A 15,489-nucleotide genomic window follows, 5' to 3' on the forward strand; every position below is an offset into this window, starting at 1 on the left:
CGGCGGCGATCTCGGCCATCTCCGGGTCATCCTGGCCGGTGCGCATCAGGTTCAGCATGTGTTGGGTGCCGGTGAGGTGCAGCGCTTCGTCGCGGGCGATCATCTTGATGATCTTGGCGTTGCCTTCCATCAGTTCGCGCTCGGCGAAGGCAAAGGAGCAGGCGAAGCTGACGTAGAAGCGAATTGCTTCCAGCGCGTTGACGCTCATCAGGCAGAGATAGAGCTTCTTCTTGAGCTCGCGCAAGGTGATGGTCACCTCGCGGCCAGCGACGGTGTGGGTCCCTTCACCATGCAGGTTGTAGAGGGCGGTCGCTTCGATCAGGTCGTCGTAGAAGTGGCTGATGGAGCCGGCGCGCTTCAAGATCTGCTCGTTGGTCACGATGTCGTCGAACACTTGGGCGGGGGTGTTGACGATATTGCGGATGATATGGGTGTAGGAGCGAGAGTGGATGGTCTCCGAGAAGGCCCAGGTCTCAATCCAGGTTTCCAGCTCCGGAATGGAGACCAGCGGCAGCAGGGCCACGTTGGGGCTGCGACCCTGAATGGAGTCCAGCAGGGTCTGGTACTTCAGGTTGGAGATGAAGATGTGCTGCTCGTGGGGCGGCAGGGCCTGATAGTCGATGCGATCACGGGAGACATCCACCTCTTCCGGGCGCCAGAAGAAGGAGAGCTGTTTCTCGATCAGCCGCTCGAACACTTCGTGCTTTTGTTGATCATAACGGGCTACGTTGACCGATTGGCCAAAAAACATCGGCTCTTTGAGCTGGTCGTTTTGGGTTTGGCAGAAAGTTGAATAGGCCATGGTTACCAGAATATGTGAATAGAGAAAACAGGAGAGCGGGAGCTTCATGCTCCCGCCCGGTTATCAGTTCTTGCCGTGACTTAGATTTTGCAAGCCCCGCCAGCGCAACCGTCATCTTGCAGATCGGTCTGGGCATCGTCTGCACCATCACGGGTGTTGTGATAGTACAGGGTCTTGAGGCCGTATTTGTAGGCGGTCAGCAAGTCCTTGAGCAGCTGTTTCATCGGGACCTTGTTGCCTTCGAAACGAGCAGGGTCGTAGTTGGTGTTGGCGGAGATCGCCTGATCCACAAACTTCTGCATGATACCGACCAGCTGCAGGTAGCCGTCAACGCTCGGTTGCTTCCAGAGCAATTCGTATTGATCTTTCAGGCGATCATACTCGGGCACCACCTGTTTGAGAATGCCGTCTTTGGAGGCCTTGACCGACACCAGACCACGCGGCGGCTCGATGCCGTTGGTGGCGTTGGAGATCTGGCTGGAGGTCTCGCTCGGCATCAGGGCGGTCAGGGTGGAGTTGCGCAAGCCCACGGACTTGATCTCTTCACGCAGACTTTCCCAATCCAGATGCAGCGGCTCGTTGCACAGCGCATCCAGATCCTTCTTATAGGTGTCGATGGGCAGGATGCCCTGGGCATAGGTGGTCTCGCCAAACAGCGGGCAGGGGCCGAACTCGCGGGCAAGCTGCACGGAGGCTTTCAGCAGATAGTACTGAATGGCCTCGAAGGTACGGTGAGTCAGGGCCAGACCGGAGCCGTCGGAGTAACGGGCACCATTTTTGGCCAGGTAGTAGGCGTAGTTGATAACGCCGATCCCCAGGGTGCGACGACCCATGCTGCCCTTCTTGGCGGCGGCAATCGGGTAGTCCTGATAGTCGAGCAGGGCGTCGAGGGCACGCACGGCCAGATCGGCCATCTCTTCCAGATCTTCCAGCTTCTCGATGGCACCGAGGTTGAAGGCGGAGAGGGTGCACAGGGCGATTTCGCCACTCTCGTCGTCGATATTGTTGAGCGGCTTGGTCGGCAGCGCAATTTCGAGGCAGAGGTTGGACTGGCGTACCGGCGCCACGCTCGGGTCGAACGGGCTGTGGGTGTTGCAGTGATCGACGTTCTGGATGTAGATGCGACCTGTACCGGCACGCTCCTGCATCATCAGGGAGAAGAGGTCTACCGCTTTCAGAGTCTTCTTGCGAATGGCCGGATCCTGCTCGTACTTGACGTAGAGCTCTTCGAACTTGTCCTGATCGGCGAAGAAGGCATCGTACAGACCCGGCGCATCGGACGGGGAGAACAGGGTGATGTCACCACCCTTGATGAGGCGCTGGTACATCAGCTTGTTGATCTGCACGCCGTAGTCCATGTGACGAACACGGTTCTCTTCGACGCCGCGGTTGTTCTTCAGCACCAGCAGGCTTTCCACTTCGGTGTGCCACAGCGGGTAAAACAGGGTAGCCGCACCGCCGCGCACGCCGCCTTGGGAGCAGCACTTCACGGCAGTCTGGAAGTATTTGTAGAAAGGAATGCAACCGGTGTGGAACGCTTCGCCGCCACGGATGGGGCTGCCCAGACCGCGGATGCGCCCAGCGTTGATGCCGATACCGGCGCGCTGAGAAACGTAACGCACGATGGAGCTGGCGGTGGCGTTGATGGAGTCCAGGCTGTCATCGCACTCGATCAGTACGCAGGAGCTGAACTGACGGGTCGGGGTGCGCACGCCGCTCATGATTGGGGTCGGCAGGGAGATCTTGAAGGTCGAGACCGCATCATAGAAGCGCTTGATGTAGTCCAGACGGGTATCTTTCGGATACTTGGAGAAGAGGCAGGCCGCTACCAGGATGTAGAGGAACTGCGGACTCTCGTAGATCTCGCCGGTGACGCGGTTCTGGACCAGATATTTGCCTTCCAGCTGTTTGACTGCCGCGTAGGAGAAATCCATGTCGCGCCAGTGATCCAGATGGGTGTTCAGCTCTTCGAATTCGGCCTGGGTGTAGTCTTCCAGCAGGTGCTTGTCGTATTTGCCCATGTCCACCAGACGAGCCACGTGCTGGTAGAGGTGTGGCGGTTCGAACTGGCCGTAAGCCTTCTTGCGCAGATGGAAGATGGCCAGACGGGCTGCCATGTACTGGTAGTCCGGGGTCTGCTCGGAGATGAGGTCAGCCGTCGCCTTGATGATGGTTTCGTGAATGTCGGCGGTACGGATACCGTCATAGAACTGGATGTGGGATTTGAGCTCTACCTGGGAGACCGACACGTTGTCGAGCCCTTCGGCGGCCCAGTCCAGCACGCGGTGAATTTTATCCAGATCGATGGGTTCTTTGTGTCCGTTACGCTTCGTCACAAACAAGTTCATTGGCTGATGACCTTCAGTTGATTCCCGAAAAACCATCGCACAATGGCGCCACCCAAGCTCCGGCGGTGTGCGGGAGTTGGGTAGAGATTGTGCGATGAATCACAAGATGTAGTGTTATTTTAAGTTCGAGCTACAAGATAGTGAGGTCAGCCCGCCATTGCAATGTGTGGATAAGTGACGAGCTGTGGATAAATTGTGAGTCTTGCCCCATCAGTTAGTGACCGCTCACAGTGAGCGGGTTTTCATTCGTCCGCTCCGCTAAATGCAAGTCTCCCGATCGAAGATGGAAAATTTAAATAACTTTTTTTGCTTGCGAAACGGGGGGCTTTTTACTAGCAAACGGCGGCTGATTATCCCTTATGCAACAAGGGTCAAAAGCTGTCCAGTTGTCGCAGCCGCGGGCTCAGCGTGGCAAGGGCTTTGCATCAGATGACGGTAGTTTGTGGCCGCTTTGTGACGGCTGCGAGCTTGTCAAATGGGTATCCAATAGGCAGAAAGCTGCCTTTATTATCCATGAATAAGAGGCGTGATGGTGGCGCAGGACGCGGGAGCGTAAAGGAAGAGATGCAAGGGGCGGAGAGTCTCTTCGCCCCGTTATCGCATATCAGCCGGTAAGGCTGCGCGTTACGCTTTGGCCGTCAACTCATAGCGCAGCCAGTGGTGCAGGGCTTGCACGGTATCAAAGTGCAGATCGGCGCCCCACTGTGCGGGATCTTCCTCATCATTGAGATAGCCCCAGCCAGCGACCGCGGTGCGCATGCCAGCATTGCGGCCTGCTTCGATATCCCGCACATGATCCCCCACATAGAGGCAGTGAGCCGCCTCGACCCCCAGCTTCTCACAAGCGAAGAACATGGGGGCGGGGTCGGGCTTGCGTACCGGCAGGGTGTCAGCGCTGACGGTGACGCCGCAACTGGCGAGCTGTGGCAGGGCTGCCAGCAGCGGCTCGGTGAGAAAGCCCGGCTTGTTGGTGACGATGCCCCAGGGGAGCTGTTTTTCATCCAGCCACTCGATAAGATCCACCATTCCCTCATAGGGGCGGGTACCGACGCAGAGATTGGCCGCGTAGTAGTCGAGCAGGGCATTGCGCAGGCGGGTGGCCCCCAGCTCCTCAAGCAGTTCGTCGCCGAGGCCCGCTTTCAGCAGCCCGAGCGCTCCGTGGGAGGTGGTCTGACGAATAATATCGTCAGAGAGCGGCGCAAAGCCTTCGCTGATCAGTACATGGTTGACGGCGGCCCCCAGATCCGGGGCTGTGTCGAGCAGGGTGCCGTCCAGATCGAACAGCACACAGCCAAGGGGCTGCGGGTGAGAGGCGCTCATCAGCCGTGCTCCGGGCGGATGAACTCCACCATATAGTTGACGTCGACGTTGCGACCGAGCCGGAAGCTGTTGGAGAGCGGCGCATAGTGGACGCCGCTCATGTCGCGCACCAACAGGCCCGCGGCTTCACCCATGCGACAGAGTTCGGCGGGCATGATGAATTTTTTATGATCGTGAGTCCCCTTGGGCACCATCTTCATCAGGTACTCGGCGCCGAGGATCATCATCAGATAGGATTTGGGGTTGCGGTTGATGGTGGAGACGAACACCCGGCCACCCGGGCGCACCAGGGTCGCGATGGCGCGCAGCACCGAGGCCGGATCCGGCACGTGCTCCAGCATCTCCATGCAGGTGACCACGTCATACTGGCCGGGTGCTTCTTCTGCGTGTGCTTCGGCAGTGATCTGGCGGTACTCGAGCTCGACACCCTGCTCCAGAGCGTGCAGGCGAGCGACGCCAAGGGGCTCCTTACCCATGTCGATGCCGGTCACTTTGGCGCCACGGCGGGCCATGCTCTCGGCGAGAATGCCGCCGCCGCAGCCGATGTCGAGCACGCGCTTGCCAAACAGGCCGCCGCTCTTGTTGGTGATCCAGTCAAGGCGCACCGGATTGATCTGGTGCAGAGGCTTGAACTCGCCCTCCATGTCCCACCAGCGAGAGGCGATGGCTTCAAATTTGGCGATTTCGGTAAGGTCGACATTGGCGTCACTGTTCATTTATCGAAGATCCTGTGGCAGGGCGCGCAGAGCGGGTGACTCGCACGCAATCTATTGTCCTGGCGGGCATTATAACGGACGGACTTTGTCAAACCAGCCCGATTTGTGGCTTAAGGAATCCGCCTTGGTGTGTTACCATGTCGCGCTGTTTAAGCCAAAGAACAACTAATTAGGGATTAAGGCTTTCTATGAGCGATCTGGCCAGAGAGATCACGCCGGTCAACATCGAAGAAGAGCTCAAGAGTTCCTATCTTGATTACGCCATGAGCGTGATCGTAGGACGAGCTCTGCCGGATGTGCGTGATGGCTTGAAACCGGTTCACCGCCGCGTTCTGTTTGCTATGAACGAGTTGGGGAACGACTGGAACAAGCCCTATAAAAAATCGGCCCGTGTGGTCGGTGACGTAATCGGTAAATATCACCCGCACGGCGATAGCGCTGTGTATGACACCATTGTCCGGATGGCGCAGGATTTCTCCATGCGTTACATGCTGGTCGATGGTCAGGGCAACTTCGGTTCAGTCGACGGCGACAGCGCCGCGGCGATGCGTTATACCGAAGTGCGGATGGCCCGCATCTCCCACGAGCTGCTGGCTGACCTGGACAAAGAGACCGTGGACTGGGTGCCGAACTATGATGGCACCGAGATGATCCCGGCGGTCATGCCTACCAAGGTTCCCAACCTGCTGGTCAACGGCTCCTCCGGTATCGCGGTGGGCATGGCGACCAACATTCCGCCTCACAACCTCACCGAGATTGTCAATGGCTGCCTGGCGCTGATCGAAAACGGCGACCTCACCATTGACGAGCTGATGACCTACATCACCGGCCCGGATTTCCCCACCGGCGGCATTATCAACGGTCGTTCCGGCATCGTGCAGGCGTACCGTACCGGTCGTGGCTCCATCTATGTGCGCGCCAAAGCTGAAGTGGAAGTGGACGAGAAGACCAGTCGCGAGACCATCATCGTTCACGAAATCCCCTATCAGGTGAACAAGGCTCGACTGATCGAGAAGATCGCCGAGCTGGTCAAAGAGAAAAAGATCGAGGGCATCAGTGCCCTGCGCGATGAGTCTGACAAAGACGGCATGCGCATCGTTATCGAGATCAAGCGCGGCGAGTCCGGCGAGATTGTGCTGAACAATCTCTACAAGCACACCCAGATGCAGACCACGTTCGGCATCAACATGGTGGCGCTCGATAACAACCAGCCCAAGGTGATGAACCTTAAAGAGATCCTGGATGCGTTCCTGCTGCACCGCCGTGAAGTGGTGACTCGCCGGACCGTGTTCGAACTGCGCAAGGCGCGGGATCGGGCGCACATTTTGGAAGGTCTGGCGGTTGCGCTGGCCAACATCGATCCCATCATCGAGCTGATCCGCCACAGCGCGACCCCGGCCGACGCGAAAGCGGGCCTGGTTGCCAAGGGCTGGGAACTCGGTAACGTGGCGTCCATGCTGGAGAAAGCGGGCGATGACGCGGCGCGGCCAGAGTGGCTGGAGCCACAGTTCGGTATCCGTGAAGGTCAATACTTCCTGACCGAACAGCAAGCCCAGGCCATCCTTGACCTGCGTCTGCACAAGTTGACCGGCCTCGAGCACGAGAAGATCCTGGAAGAGTACCAATCTCTGCTGGATCTGATCGCCGAGCTGCTGCACATCCTGGCGAGCCCGGCTCGTCTGATGGAAGTGATCCGCGATGAACTGCTGGCCGTGCGTGAGCAGTATGGCGACGAGCGTCGCACCGAGATCAGCATGTCCAGTGCCGAGATCAACATCGAAGATCTGATCACCCCGGAAGATGTGGTGGTTACCTTGTCTCACCAGGGTTATGTGAAGTATCAGCCGCTCTCCGACTATGAGGCCCAGCGCCGCGGTGGTCGTGGCAAGTCGGCCACCCGGATCAAGGAAGAGGACTTTGTGGAGCGTCTGTTGGTGGCCAACACCCACGACACCATTCTGTGCTTCTCCACCCGTGGCAAGGTCTACTGGCTCAAGGTTTACCAGCTGCCGGAGGCGTCCCGTGGCGCACGTGGCCGTCCGATCATCAACCTGCTGCCGCTGGAAGAGGGTGAGCGTATCACCGCCATCCTGCCAGTGAAGGAATATGACGCCGAGAAGTATGTGTTCTTCGCCACCGCCAACGGTACCGTGAAGAAGACCAGCCTCTCTGACTTCAGCCGTCCGCTCTCCTCCGGTATCCGCGCCATCAACCTCAAAGAGGGTGATGAGCTGATCGGGGTGGATATCACCGATGGCAGCAACGAGATCATGCTCTTCTCCGATGCGGGTAAAGTCGTTCGCTTCGCGGAAGGCAGCGGTCGCGCTGATGCCGATGTCAGCGATGACGTTGAAACCGACGACGATGCCGGCAACGACGATGATGGCAGCGACAACGGCGAAGGCACCGAAAGCAAGGGCACCTTCAAGGGCGTGCGTCCCATGGGCCGTACCGCCGCCGGTGTCCGTGGCATCAAGCTGGGCGCCGGTGACAAGGTGGTTTCCCTCATCGTTCCGCGCGGCGAAGGTGCCATCCTCACCGCCACCGAGAACGGTTACGGCAAGCGGACTGCGTTGGCCGAATACCCGACCAAGAGCCGTGGTACCCAGGGCGTTATCTCCATCAAGGTGGATGAGCGTAATGGCAAGGTGATCGATGCGATCCAGGTCGAAGATACCGACCAGATCATGCTGATCACCAACGGCGGTACCCTGGTGCGTACCCGTGTTGCCGAGGTGAGCGTCATTGGCCGTAACACCGGCGGTGTACGTCTGATCCGTACCGGTGAAGACGAGACCGTGGTTGGCCTGCAGCGCATCGCCGAGAGCGACGAAGACGAGAACGACGCACTGGCCGTTGACGGTGAGGTATCTGAAGGTACCGATACCGCGACCGGCACTGATGCAGTCGATGCAGGGGAAGCGGGCGACGAGTAATCGTCACCTGTTACCCGAGCAACGTCTCTGATCAAAAAGAGCGACCCTGGTGGTCGCTCTTTTTATTTGTCTGCTTTTTATGACTCTACGCTGCTCTTACGGCTGGATCACTCCTGCAGCCACATTCTGGCGCTGCGGGCGGGAATGGCGATCCGTACCCACTGGCTCTGCACGTTGACCACGGCGCCTTGGTCGAGCACGTCACGATAGTTGCGATACCAGTTCATCTCGAACCTGGCGGTATCGAGCCAGTACTCCTGCTCATAGTCGCACTTGTTGATGCCGACCAGGCCCTGTTTGCCCCGTTTGAACAGTACGAAGCAGTCGCTACTGCCGACCAGCTGCATCGGTTGGCCTTGCACCGCATTGTGGAAGCGGATCATCCCCTTGAGATCGGCGCGCTGGTAGTAATCCTGCCAGCGCAGTCCATCCTTGGCCTGGGTCTCGCCGTGATCGGAGTAGACCAGCGGCGAGCCACCATCGCGGCCGAGCAGGTAGGCATAGGCCAGCTTCTCGTCAGTCTGGCTCAGGATCTGATAGCGGAAGCCGTCGTTGGTGGGGATGTCGTGGGTCACGGCAAAGGTGACGGCTCGACTGCCCGGTAGCGCCTGACCATAGGCGCCCGGATCCGCCAGCAGGTTCATGCTGCCGCCATACCCCAGCGCGCCGCGCAGGGAGGCAAACAGCGGAAAGTCATAGGCTCCCTGGCCGCTGCTGTCGAGGTAGGGTTTGAGGAAACGCTCGTAATCGGTGCTGCCTGCGCCCCCCGTGGTGATCACCTCGCCAAACACGTGCATCCCCTGTTTGATCTCGGGGGTGAATACGGCATTGATCTGGTAATCGCTCATGTGTTTGACCGCATCGACCCGAAAACCCTTGATCCCCATCCCCTTCAGCGCCTTGAGATAGGCCTGCTGCTGGCTCACCACCCAGTTGTTGGGATCCAGATCCGGCAGCCCCTTGTCACCGGCATCGCCACAGAGTCGCCAATACTGGACATGACCCGGATCGCTCCAGTCGCCGATGCACCCTTCGGGATGAAAATCCTGACCGGAGAGGAAGTTTTGCCCCAGATCGCCAAACAGTTTCTGGCGCTCGAAGTAGCTGGGGTTGCTGGCGTAGCTTTGCAGCAGCTCGTTGCCGGGATAGTTGAGGTCCTGGCGTTTCCAGCTTTCGTTGGCCATGTGGTTGAGCACCACATCGGCATAGACGGCGATGCCACGCGCCTTCATGGCGGCGATCAGCTGCTCGAGATCCTGTTTGTTGCCAAGAGGGGAGTCGACAAGGCGCAGATCCTGCGGCTGGTAACGGGCCCACCATTCGTTGCCTGATGACTTGAGAGGCGGCGAGATGAGTACCTGTTTGTAGCCGGCCGACTTGATAAGGTCGGCTTTGGCGGTCACTTCACTGTACTTCCAGTTGAAGGCGTGCAGTATGACGTCGGCGTGCGCCAAGGGGGCGATCAGCATGCCTGCGATCGCCCATATTCCCGCTGTGTGTTTCATTATTGTGTCCCTGTTTTTATAGATGCCTGAATGGGCAACCCAGCTTTGGTGGGAACAGAGTGAGCTGCAATCCACAACCTGCAGATTTGTGACCGCTTTCAGAGGGATTTCGCCGAATATGTGAACTGTTTCGGCTTTTCCTCGCCACCGCCAGTTGCCTTTTTACAACTGATTTTTTTGTCATTTCCCTGTCATTCCCAGCCGCTATCCTGCCGGGCGAGTGGTGCGTTGTTGCTATCACCTTCACCGTCAGGAGCTGCATATGACCAGTTGGATCACGTGGGAAATTTGGTGGAGCCGGGTATGGGGCGAATCAGAGGTGCCGCAGTATGAAGAGGATGAGCACGAAGTGGCTCATGAACCCTCGCGACTGCCGGTTGAAATGGTGCAGCAGGGGCGGGATCAGCGCGCAGGCTAAGGCGTTAGCCCTCTCTTTACCGGATATCGCGATCTTGTCGCAACATGGCTACTTCATTGGCCAATTTGGAAAATTAGGAAAGCGGGGTTTCCACAGGATGTGTCGTGACAGGCTTTCCTCTCAACCTATTGGCACGCCTGATGTGTGAAGGGCGTGAGCAGGGGGATTAGAAGAGCGACAGCTGCTCCCCGGGGCGGATAAACCCATCCAGCCTGAGCTGAATATGGCGTTTGCCCAGATCGAGGCGCTTGCTGATGAGGCGAAAGCGCTGGGCCAGCAGATCGGCAAAGTGCCCCTCACCGCGCATGCGGGTACCGAAGGCGGTACTGTTGAGCCCGCCACCGCGGCTGGCTCGCAACTGATTCAAAATAGCCTCCTTCTGGCCCGGATAGTGGGTATCGAGCCAGTCACCAAATAGCGGCGCCAGCTCGTGGGGCAGGCGCAGCAGGATGTAATCGGCGCAACTGGCGCCAGCCTCGGCGGCCGATTTGATGATCTGCTCCAGCTCCGGTTCATTGAGCCGCGGGATCATGGGGGCGGCCAGTACCCCCACCTGCACGCCAGCGTTTGCCAGCTTCTCGATCACTTTCAAGCGGCCTGCGCCCGTGCTGGCGCGGGGCTCCAGCTGTCGGCGCAGGGTTTCATTCAAGGTCGTCACCGATACCATCACCTGACACAGTCCCTCTCTGGCCAGCTCGGTCAACAGATCGAGGTCGCGCAAGATCATGGCGCTCTTGGTAATGAGTCCGACCGGATGGCGGTGAGCCAGCATCACTTCCAGCAACTGCCGGGTGAGGCGATAGCGCTGCTCGATGGGTTGATAGGGGTCGGTATTGGCGCCAATGAAGATGGTCTGTGGCTGATAGGCAGGTTTGGCAAACTCTCGGCGCAGCAGGTCGGCTGCATTGCGTTTGGCAAACAGCTTGCTCTCGAAATCGAGACCGGGGGAGAGCTCCAGATAGGCATGGCTGGGTCTGGCATAGCAGTAGATGCAGCCGTGTTCGCACCCCTGATAGGGGTTGATGGAGCGACCAAAAGGCACATCCGGCGAGTTGTTGTAGCTGATAATGCTGCGTGCATCGATCTCCCGCACCTCGGTGCTAGGCACAGAGGGGGTGAAGGCGGCATCCCAATCGGACGATTGCCAGCCGTCATCGACCGCTTCGACAAGGGGGGCGCTAAAACGGTGATCGATATTGTGGGGGCTGCCTCGTCCTGCCATGGTGCGCACCAACACTGTCTATACATACAGTTATTTTGCAGGTACCCTGGATAAATGACAACAACTGCTGAGCGAGCTGGTGCAAAAAGGGTTGTCGCAGGGATCTCTAGCTTGATCGCGGCGCTACATTTCGTTTACATAGACGAAATGAGAACTGGATCACGGAAATCATCATGAGACCCACCACTTCCCGCTGGCTGTTTATCGGTCTGCTTGCCCTTGTTATCTTGCGTCTGCTTCCGCTCTCCACCGAGCAGGAGATGGCTGCTGCCAACCGTGCCTGGCGTACCGGTCACTTCGATGAGGCGACCCGGATCTGGTCGCCACTGGCCGAGCAAGGGCAACCTAGGGCACAGGCACTCATGGGCTGGAGCCATGAGGTGGGGCAGGGGAGCGAGCAGGATATCCATCAGGCCATCAGCCTCTATCGCCAGTCAGCGCAGGCAGGGGATCCCTTCGGCCAATACCGGCTGGCAGAACTCTATCTGCGCGGTGTCGGGGTCAAGCGAGATCTGCGCCAAGCCTTTCACTGGATGGATCTTGCCGCCCGCAATGGCGATGTGCCGGCCATGCTGAAAGTCGGCGTCCTTCATCTGATGGGGGTCAGCGGCAGGGTCGATCTGCCTCAGGCGAAACAGTGGCTCTATCAGGCGGCACAAAAGGGCAACAAACTGGCGCTTCAGGTGCTGCAAGAGCTGGCGCTGGCAGAGGAGGGGAGCAGTGACTTTGACTTCAACTGGCAATCCCTGCTTGGCGAATAGTCGGCAGGCGACTCATTTGACTGTAGAAAATATCTGCAAATCCGATACAGCACGCCCGACTTCTGGTAGCATGGGGCCGTTTTGGCTTGGTTTGTCACGTTAGACATGTGGTTTACGTGTCAGGCCGTCTTCGCAAAGTGCTGTGGAGAACCAGAACACCACCTTATTAGAATCTCTTTTCCATCCCGCATGTGACCTTTGGTAGGGGTCACCACTGTATAAGGAAACACATAATGCCAATCATTACTCTGCCTGACGGCAGCCAACGTCAATTTACCCACTCTGTTTCCGTCATGGATGTGGCTGCGGACATCGGTCCCGGTCTCGCCAAGGCGTGCATTGCCGGTCGGGTAAACGGTGAACTGGTGGATGCGTGCGAGCTGATCGAAGCCGATGCTGCGCTGGCCATCATCACCGCCAAAGACGAAGAAGGTCTGGACATTCTGCGCCACTCCTGCGCCCACTTGCTGGGTCATGCCATCAAGCAACTCTGGCCCCAGACCAAGATGGCCATCGGTCCTGTCATCGACAACGGCTTCTACTATGACGTTGATCTTGACCGTACCCTGACCGATGAAGATCTGGCTGCCCTGGAAGAGCGCATGCTGGCGCTGGTAGCCAAGGATTACGACGTCATCAAGAAGAAAGTCTCCTGGCAAGAAGCGCGTGATGTATTCGAGGCGCGCGGCGAGTCTTACAAAGTCGAAATCCTGGATCAGAACATTGCCCGTGATGACCAGCCAGGTCTCTATCATCACGAAGAGTACATCGACATGTGTCGCGGCCCGCACGTGCCCAACATGCGTCACTGCCACCACTTCAAGTTGCTGAAGATGTCCGGCGCCTACTGGCGCGGCGACTCCAACAACAAGATGTTGCAGCGTATCTACGGTACCGCCTGGGCTGACAAGAAGCAGCTCAAGGCCTATCTGCAGCGTCTGGAAGAGGCCGCCAAGCGCGACCACCGCAAGATCGGCAAGCAGCTCGACCTGTATCACATGCAGGAAGAAGCACCCGGTATGGTGTTCTGGCACAACGATGGCTGGACCATCTTCCGTGAGCTGGAAACCTTTATCCGCGGCAAGCTCAAAGAGTACGACTATCAGGAAGTGAAAGGTCCGTTCATGATGGACCGCGTTCTGTGGGAGCGTTCAGGTCACTGGGAGAAATACGCCCAGGCCATGTTCACTACCCAGTCCGAAAACCGCGAGTACGCCATCAAGCCGATGAACTGCCCGGGTCACGTCCAGATCTTCAACCAGGGTCTGAAGTCCTACCGCGATCTGCCGCTGCGTATGGCCGAGTTTGGTTCCTGCCACCGCAACGAGCCGTCCGGTTCCCTGCACGGTCTGATGCGGGTGCGCGGCTTCACTCAGGATGACGCTCACATCTTCTGTACCGAAGAGCAGATCATGGAAGAGGTCTCCGGCTGTATTCGTATGGTCTATGACGTCTACGGTACCTTTGGCTTCGAGAACATCGTGGTCAAGCTCTCCACTCGTCCCGAGCAGCGTATCGGCTCCGACGAGATGTGGGATCGCGCCGAGAAAGCGCTGGCCGAAGCGCTGGAGCTCAACGGTCTGAAGTACGATCTGCAGCCGGGTGAAGGGGCGTTCTACGGTCCCAAGATTGAATTTACCCTGCACGATTGCCTTGATCGTGCGTGGCAATGTGGTACCGTGCAGCTCGACTTTGCCCTGCCTGGTCGTCTGGGTGCCACTTATGTGGGCGAAAACAACGATCGCCATGTACCTGTGATGATCCACCGGGCCATCCTGGGTTCTATTGAACGCTTCATCGGTATTCTGACTGAAGAGTACGCCGGTCTGTTCCCGACCTGGTTGGCACCGACTCAGGCTGTGGTCATGAATATCACGGACAATCAGGCCGATTATGCGGTGAAAGTAGCCAAAGCATTGAATGATGCGGGCCTTCGCGCAAAAGCGGACTTGAGAAATGAGAAGATTGGCTTTAAAATCCGCGAGCATACTTTGAAGCGAGTACCTTTCATGCTGGTCTGCGGCGATAAAGAAGTTGAAGCCGGTAAGATTGCAGTACGGACTCGTAAAGGGGCTGACCTGGGCACTTATCCTGTTGAAGAGTTCATCGCTCTGTTGACCCAGGAAGTTCAGACCCGCGGACAAAAGAAAGTGGAGGAATAAGCTATAAAAGGCGGAAAAAAACTGGGCAAGCAACCGCAAGCCCGCGCTCACCGGATCAATGAAGAGATCCGTCTGAAAGAAGTTCGTCTGACTGGTCTGGATGGTGAAGCCATTGGCATCACATCCATTCAGGATGCTCTGAACTTGGCCGCAGAGGCCGGAGTTGATCTGGTAGAGATCAGTCCAAATGCTGAGCCGCCCGTTTGCCGGATCATGGATTACGGCAAATTCCTCTACGAAAAGAGCAAAACAACCAAAGAACAGAAGAAAAAGCAGAAAGTCGTCCAGGTCAAGGAAATCAAATTCCGTCCTGGCACTGACGAAGGCGACTATCAGGTAAAACTACGCAACCTGGTTCGCTTTCTGGAAGACGGGGACAAGGCTAAGGTCACCCTGCGCTTCCGTGGTCGTGAAATGGCCCACCAGGATCTTGGTATCAAGGTTCTGGAGCGCGTCAAGAACGATCTGGAAGAGTTGGCCGTAGTCGAGTCGTTCCCGAAAGTCGAAGGCCGTCAAGCTGTGATGGTCCTCGCACCTAAGAAGAAATCTTAAGGCCCACAAGAAATTGACTCATGGGGCTCGCCCCATGAGTTGGTTCGCCTTGCGATTTTGTTGTCACTCACAATGCGGAGTATGAAATGCCGAAGATGAAAACCAACCGGGGTGCTGCAAAGCGCTTCAAAAAGACTGGCTCGGGTCGCTTCAAGTGCAAGCACAACCACCTGCGTCACATCCTGACCAAGAAGAGCAGCAAGCGTAAGCGTCAGCTGGGGCCGAAATTCATGGTTTCTGCTGCCGACCACAAACGTGTTGTCGCTTGTCTGCCGTACGCATAAGGGGGGATGTGAAAAATGCCAAGAGTTAAACGTGGTGTGACTGCTCGAGCTCGTCACAAGAAAGTAATGAAAGCCGCCAAAGGTTACTACGGCGCCCGTTCCCGTGTTTACCGCGTAGCGGTACAAGCGGTAACCAAAGCTGGTCAGTATGCCTACCGTGACCGTCGCCAGAAAAAGCGTCAGTTCCGTCAGCTGTGGATTGCGCGTATCAACGCTGCAGCCCGTCAGAACGGTCTGTCCTACAGCCGTCTGATCAACGGTCTGAAGAAGGCTTCTATCGAGATCGATCGCAAGATCCTGTCCGATATCGCCGTTCACGACAAAATGGCTTTCACCGCCCTGGTTGAAAAAGCTAAAGCAGCTCTGGTTTAATCCAGTTCTGTTATAAACGCTAAAAGGAGGCTCAGGCCTCCTTTTTTGTATCTATAACTCTCTGTTTTACATTACTTTTTCCTTTCTCCCG

13 protein-coding genes are annotated in these 15,489 nt (G+C 57.5%); 7 read left to right on the plus strand and 6 right to left on the minus strand.

Annotated features, from left to right (window positions below):
- The 4 genes from nrdB to ubiG all read right to left on the minus strand — a co-directional run.
- On the minus strand, nt 1-802 hold an 802-nt coding region (gene nrdB, locus DBR30_RS13800), incomplete at its 3' end, for a class Ia ribonucleoside-diphosphate reductase subunit beta (protein ID WP_258224431.1).
- An 80-nt stretch (nt 803-882) separates the two neighbouring features.
- Nucleotides 883-3,150, minus strand: coding sequence for a class 1a ribonucleoside-diphosphate reductase subunit alpha (gene nrdA, locus DBR30_RS13805; RefSeq protein WP_005352124.1), 2,268 nt, complete (start codon nt 3,148-3,150; stop codon nt 883-885).
- 624 nt (nt 3,151-3,774) lie between these two features.
- On the minus strand, nt 3,775-4,470 hold the full coding sequence (locus DBR30_RS13810; protein WP_108542107.1) for an HAD family hydrolase: 696 nt from the start codon (nt 4,468-4,470) through the stop codon (nt 3,775-3,777).
- Nucleotides 4,470-5,186, minus strand: a complete 717-nt coding sequence (gene ubiG, locus DBR30_RS13815; RefSeq protein WP_108542108.1) for a bifunctional 2-polyprenyl-6-hydroxyphenol methylase/3-demethylubiquinol 3-O-methyltransferase UbiG — start codon at nt 5,184-5,186, stop codon at nt 4,470-4,472. Before ubiG ends, DBR30_RS13810 begins: the two co-directional genes overlap by 1 nt.
- Before the next feature lie 188 nt (nt 5,187-5,374).
- On the opposite strand from ubiG, the gene gyrA reads away from it, so the two are divergent.
- The gene (gyrA, locus tag DBR30_RS13820) at nt 5,375-8,122 is read left to right on the plus strand and encodes a DNA topoisomerase (ATP-hydrolyzing) subunit A (RefSeq protein ID WP_108542109.1); all 2,748 of its coding nucleotides are present in this window, start codon (nt 5,375-5,377) and stop codon (nt 8,120-8,122) included.
- Between the two features lie 107 nt (nt 8,123-8,229).
- Here gyrA and DBR30_RS13825 read toward each other — a convergent pair whose 3' ends face one another.
- On the minus strand, nt 8,230-9,627 hold the full coding sequence (locus DBR30_RS13825; protein WP_181363581.1) for an alpha-amylase family protein: 1,398 nt from the start codon (nt 9,625-9,627) through the stop codon (nt 8,230-8,232).
- 262 nt (nt 9,628-9,889) lie between these two features.
- Between DBR30_RS13825 and DBR30_RS21265 the strand changes: the two genes are divergently transcribed.
- Nucleotides 9,890-10,045 carry a hypothetical protein gene (locus DBR30_RS21265; protein WP_005336695.1) on the plus strand — a complete coding sequence of 52 codons (156 nt, stop codon included), beginning with the start codon at nt 9,890-9,892 and terminating at the stop codon, nt 10,043-10,045.
- A 166-nt stretch (nt 10,046-10,211) separates the two neighbouring features.
- Here the strand turns inward: DBR30_RS21265 and DBR30_RS13830 are convergent, their stop codons facing one another.
- Nucleotides 10,212-11,267 (minus strand): PA0069 family radical SAM protein, encoded by a 1,056-nt coding sequence (locus DBR30_RS13830; protein WP_108542111.1) that lies wholly within the window; start codon nt 11,265-11,267, stop codon nt 10,212-10,214.
- 173 nt (nt 11,268-11,440) lie between these two features.
- Between DBR30_RS13830 and DBR30_RS13835 the strand changes: the two genes are divergently transcribed.
- The 5 genes from DBR30_RS13835 (at nt 11,441) to rplT (ending at nt 15,398) form a co-directional block, all read left to right on the plus strand.
- Nucleotides 11,441-12,028, plus strand: a complete 588-nt coding sequence (locus DBR30_RS13835) for a tetratricopeptide repeat protein (protein WP_181363582.1) — start codon at nt 11,441-11,443, stop codon at nt 12,026-12,028.
- A 233-nt stretch (nt 12,029-12,261) separates the two neighbouring features.
- Nucleotides 12,262-14,190, plus strand: a complete 1,929-nt coding sequence (gene thrS, locus DBR30_RS13840; RefSeq protein ID WP_108542113.1) for a threonine--tRNA ligase — start codon at nt 12,262-12,264, stop codon at nt 14,188-14,190.
- Nucleotides 14,191-14,211: 21 nt separating this feature from the next.
- Nucleotides 14,212-14,742, plus strand: coding sequence for a translation initiation factor IF-3 (gene infC, locus DBR30_RS13845; RefSeq protein ID WP_196783562.1), 531 nt, complete (start codon nt 14,212-14,214; stop codon nt 14,740-14,742).
- Between the two features lie 86 nt (nt 14,743-14,828).
- Nucleotides 14,829-15,026 carry a 50S ribosomal protein L35 gene (gene rpmI, locus DBR30_RS13850; RefSeq protein WP_005336688.1) on the plus strand — a complete coding sequence of 66 codons (198 nt, stop codon included), beginning with the start codon at nt 14,829-14,831 and terminating at the stop codon, nt 15,024-15,026.
- A 15-nt stretch (nt 15,027-15,041) separates the two neighbouring features.
- Complete coding sequence (rplT, locus tag DBR30_RS13855) at nt 15,042-15,398, plus strand: 50S ribosomal protein L20 (protein WP_005336687.1); 357 nt, start codon at nt 15,042-15,044, stop codon at nt 15,396-15,398.
- The last annotated feature ends 91 nt before the right edge of the window (nt 15,399-15,489 follow it).

This window comes from Aeromonas sp. HMWF017 (assembly GCF_003061465.1).
Classification (GTDB): Bacteria; Pseudomonadota; Gammaproteobacteria; order Enterobacterales; family Aeromonadaceae; genus Aeromonas; species Aeromonas veronii.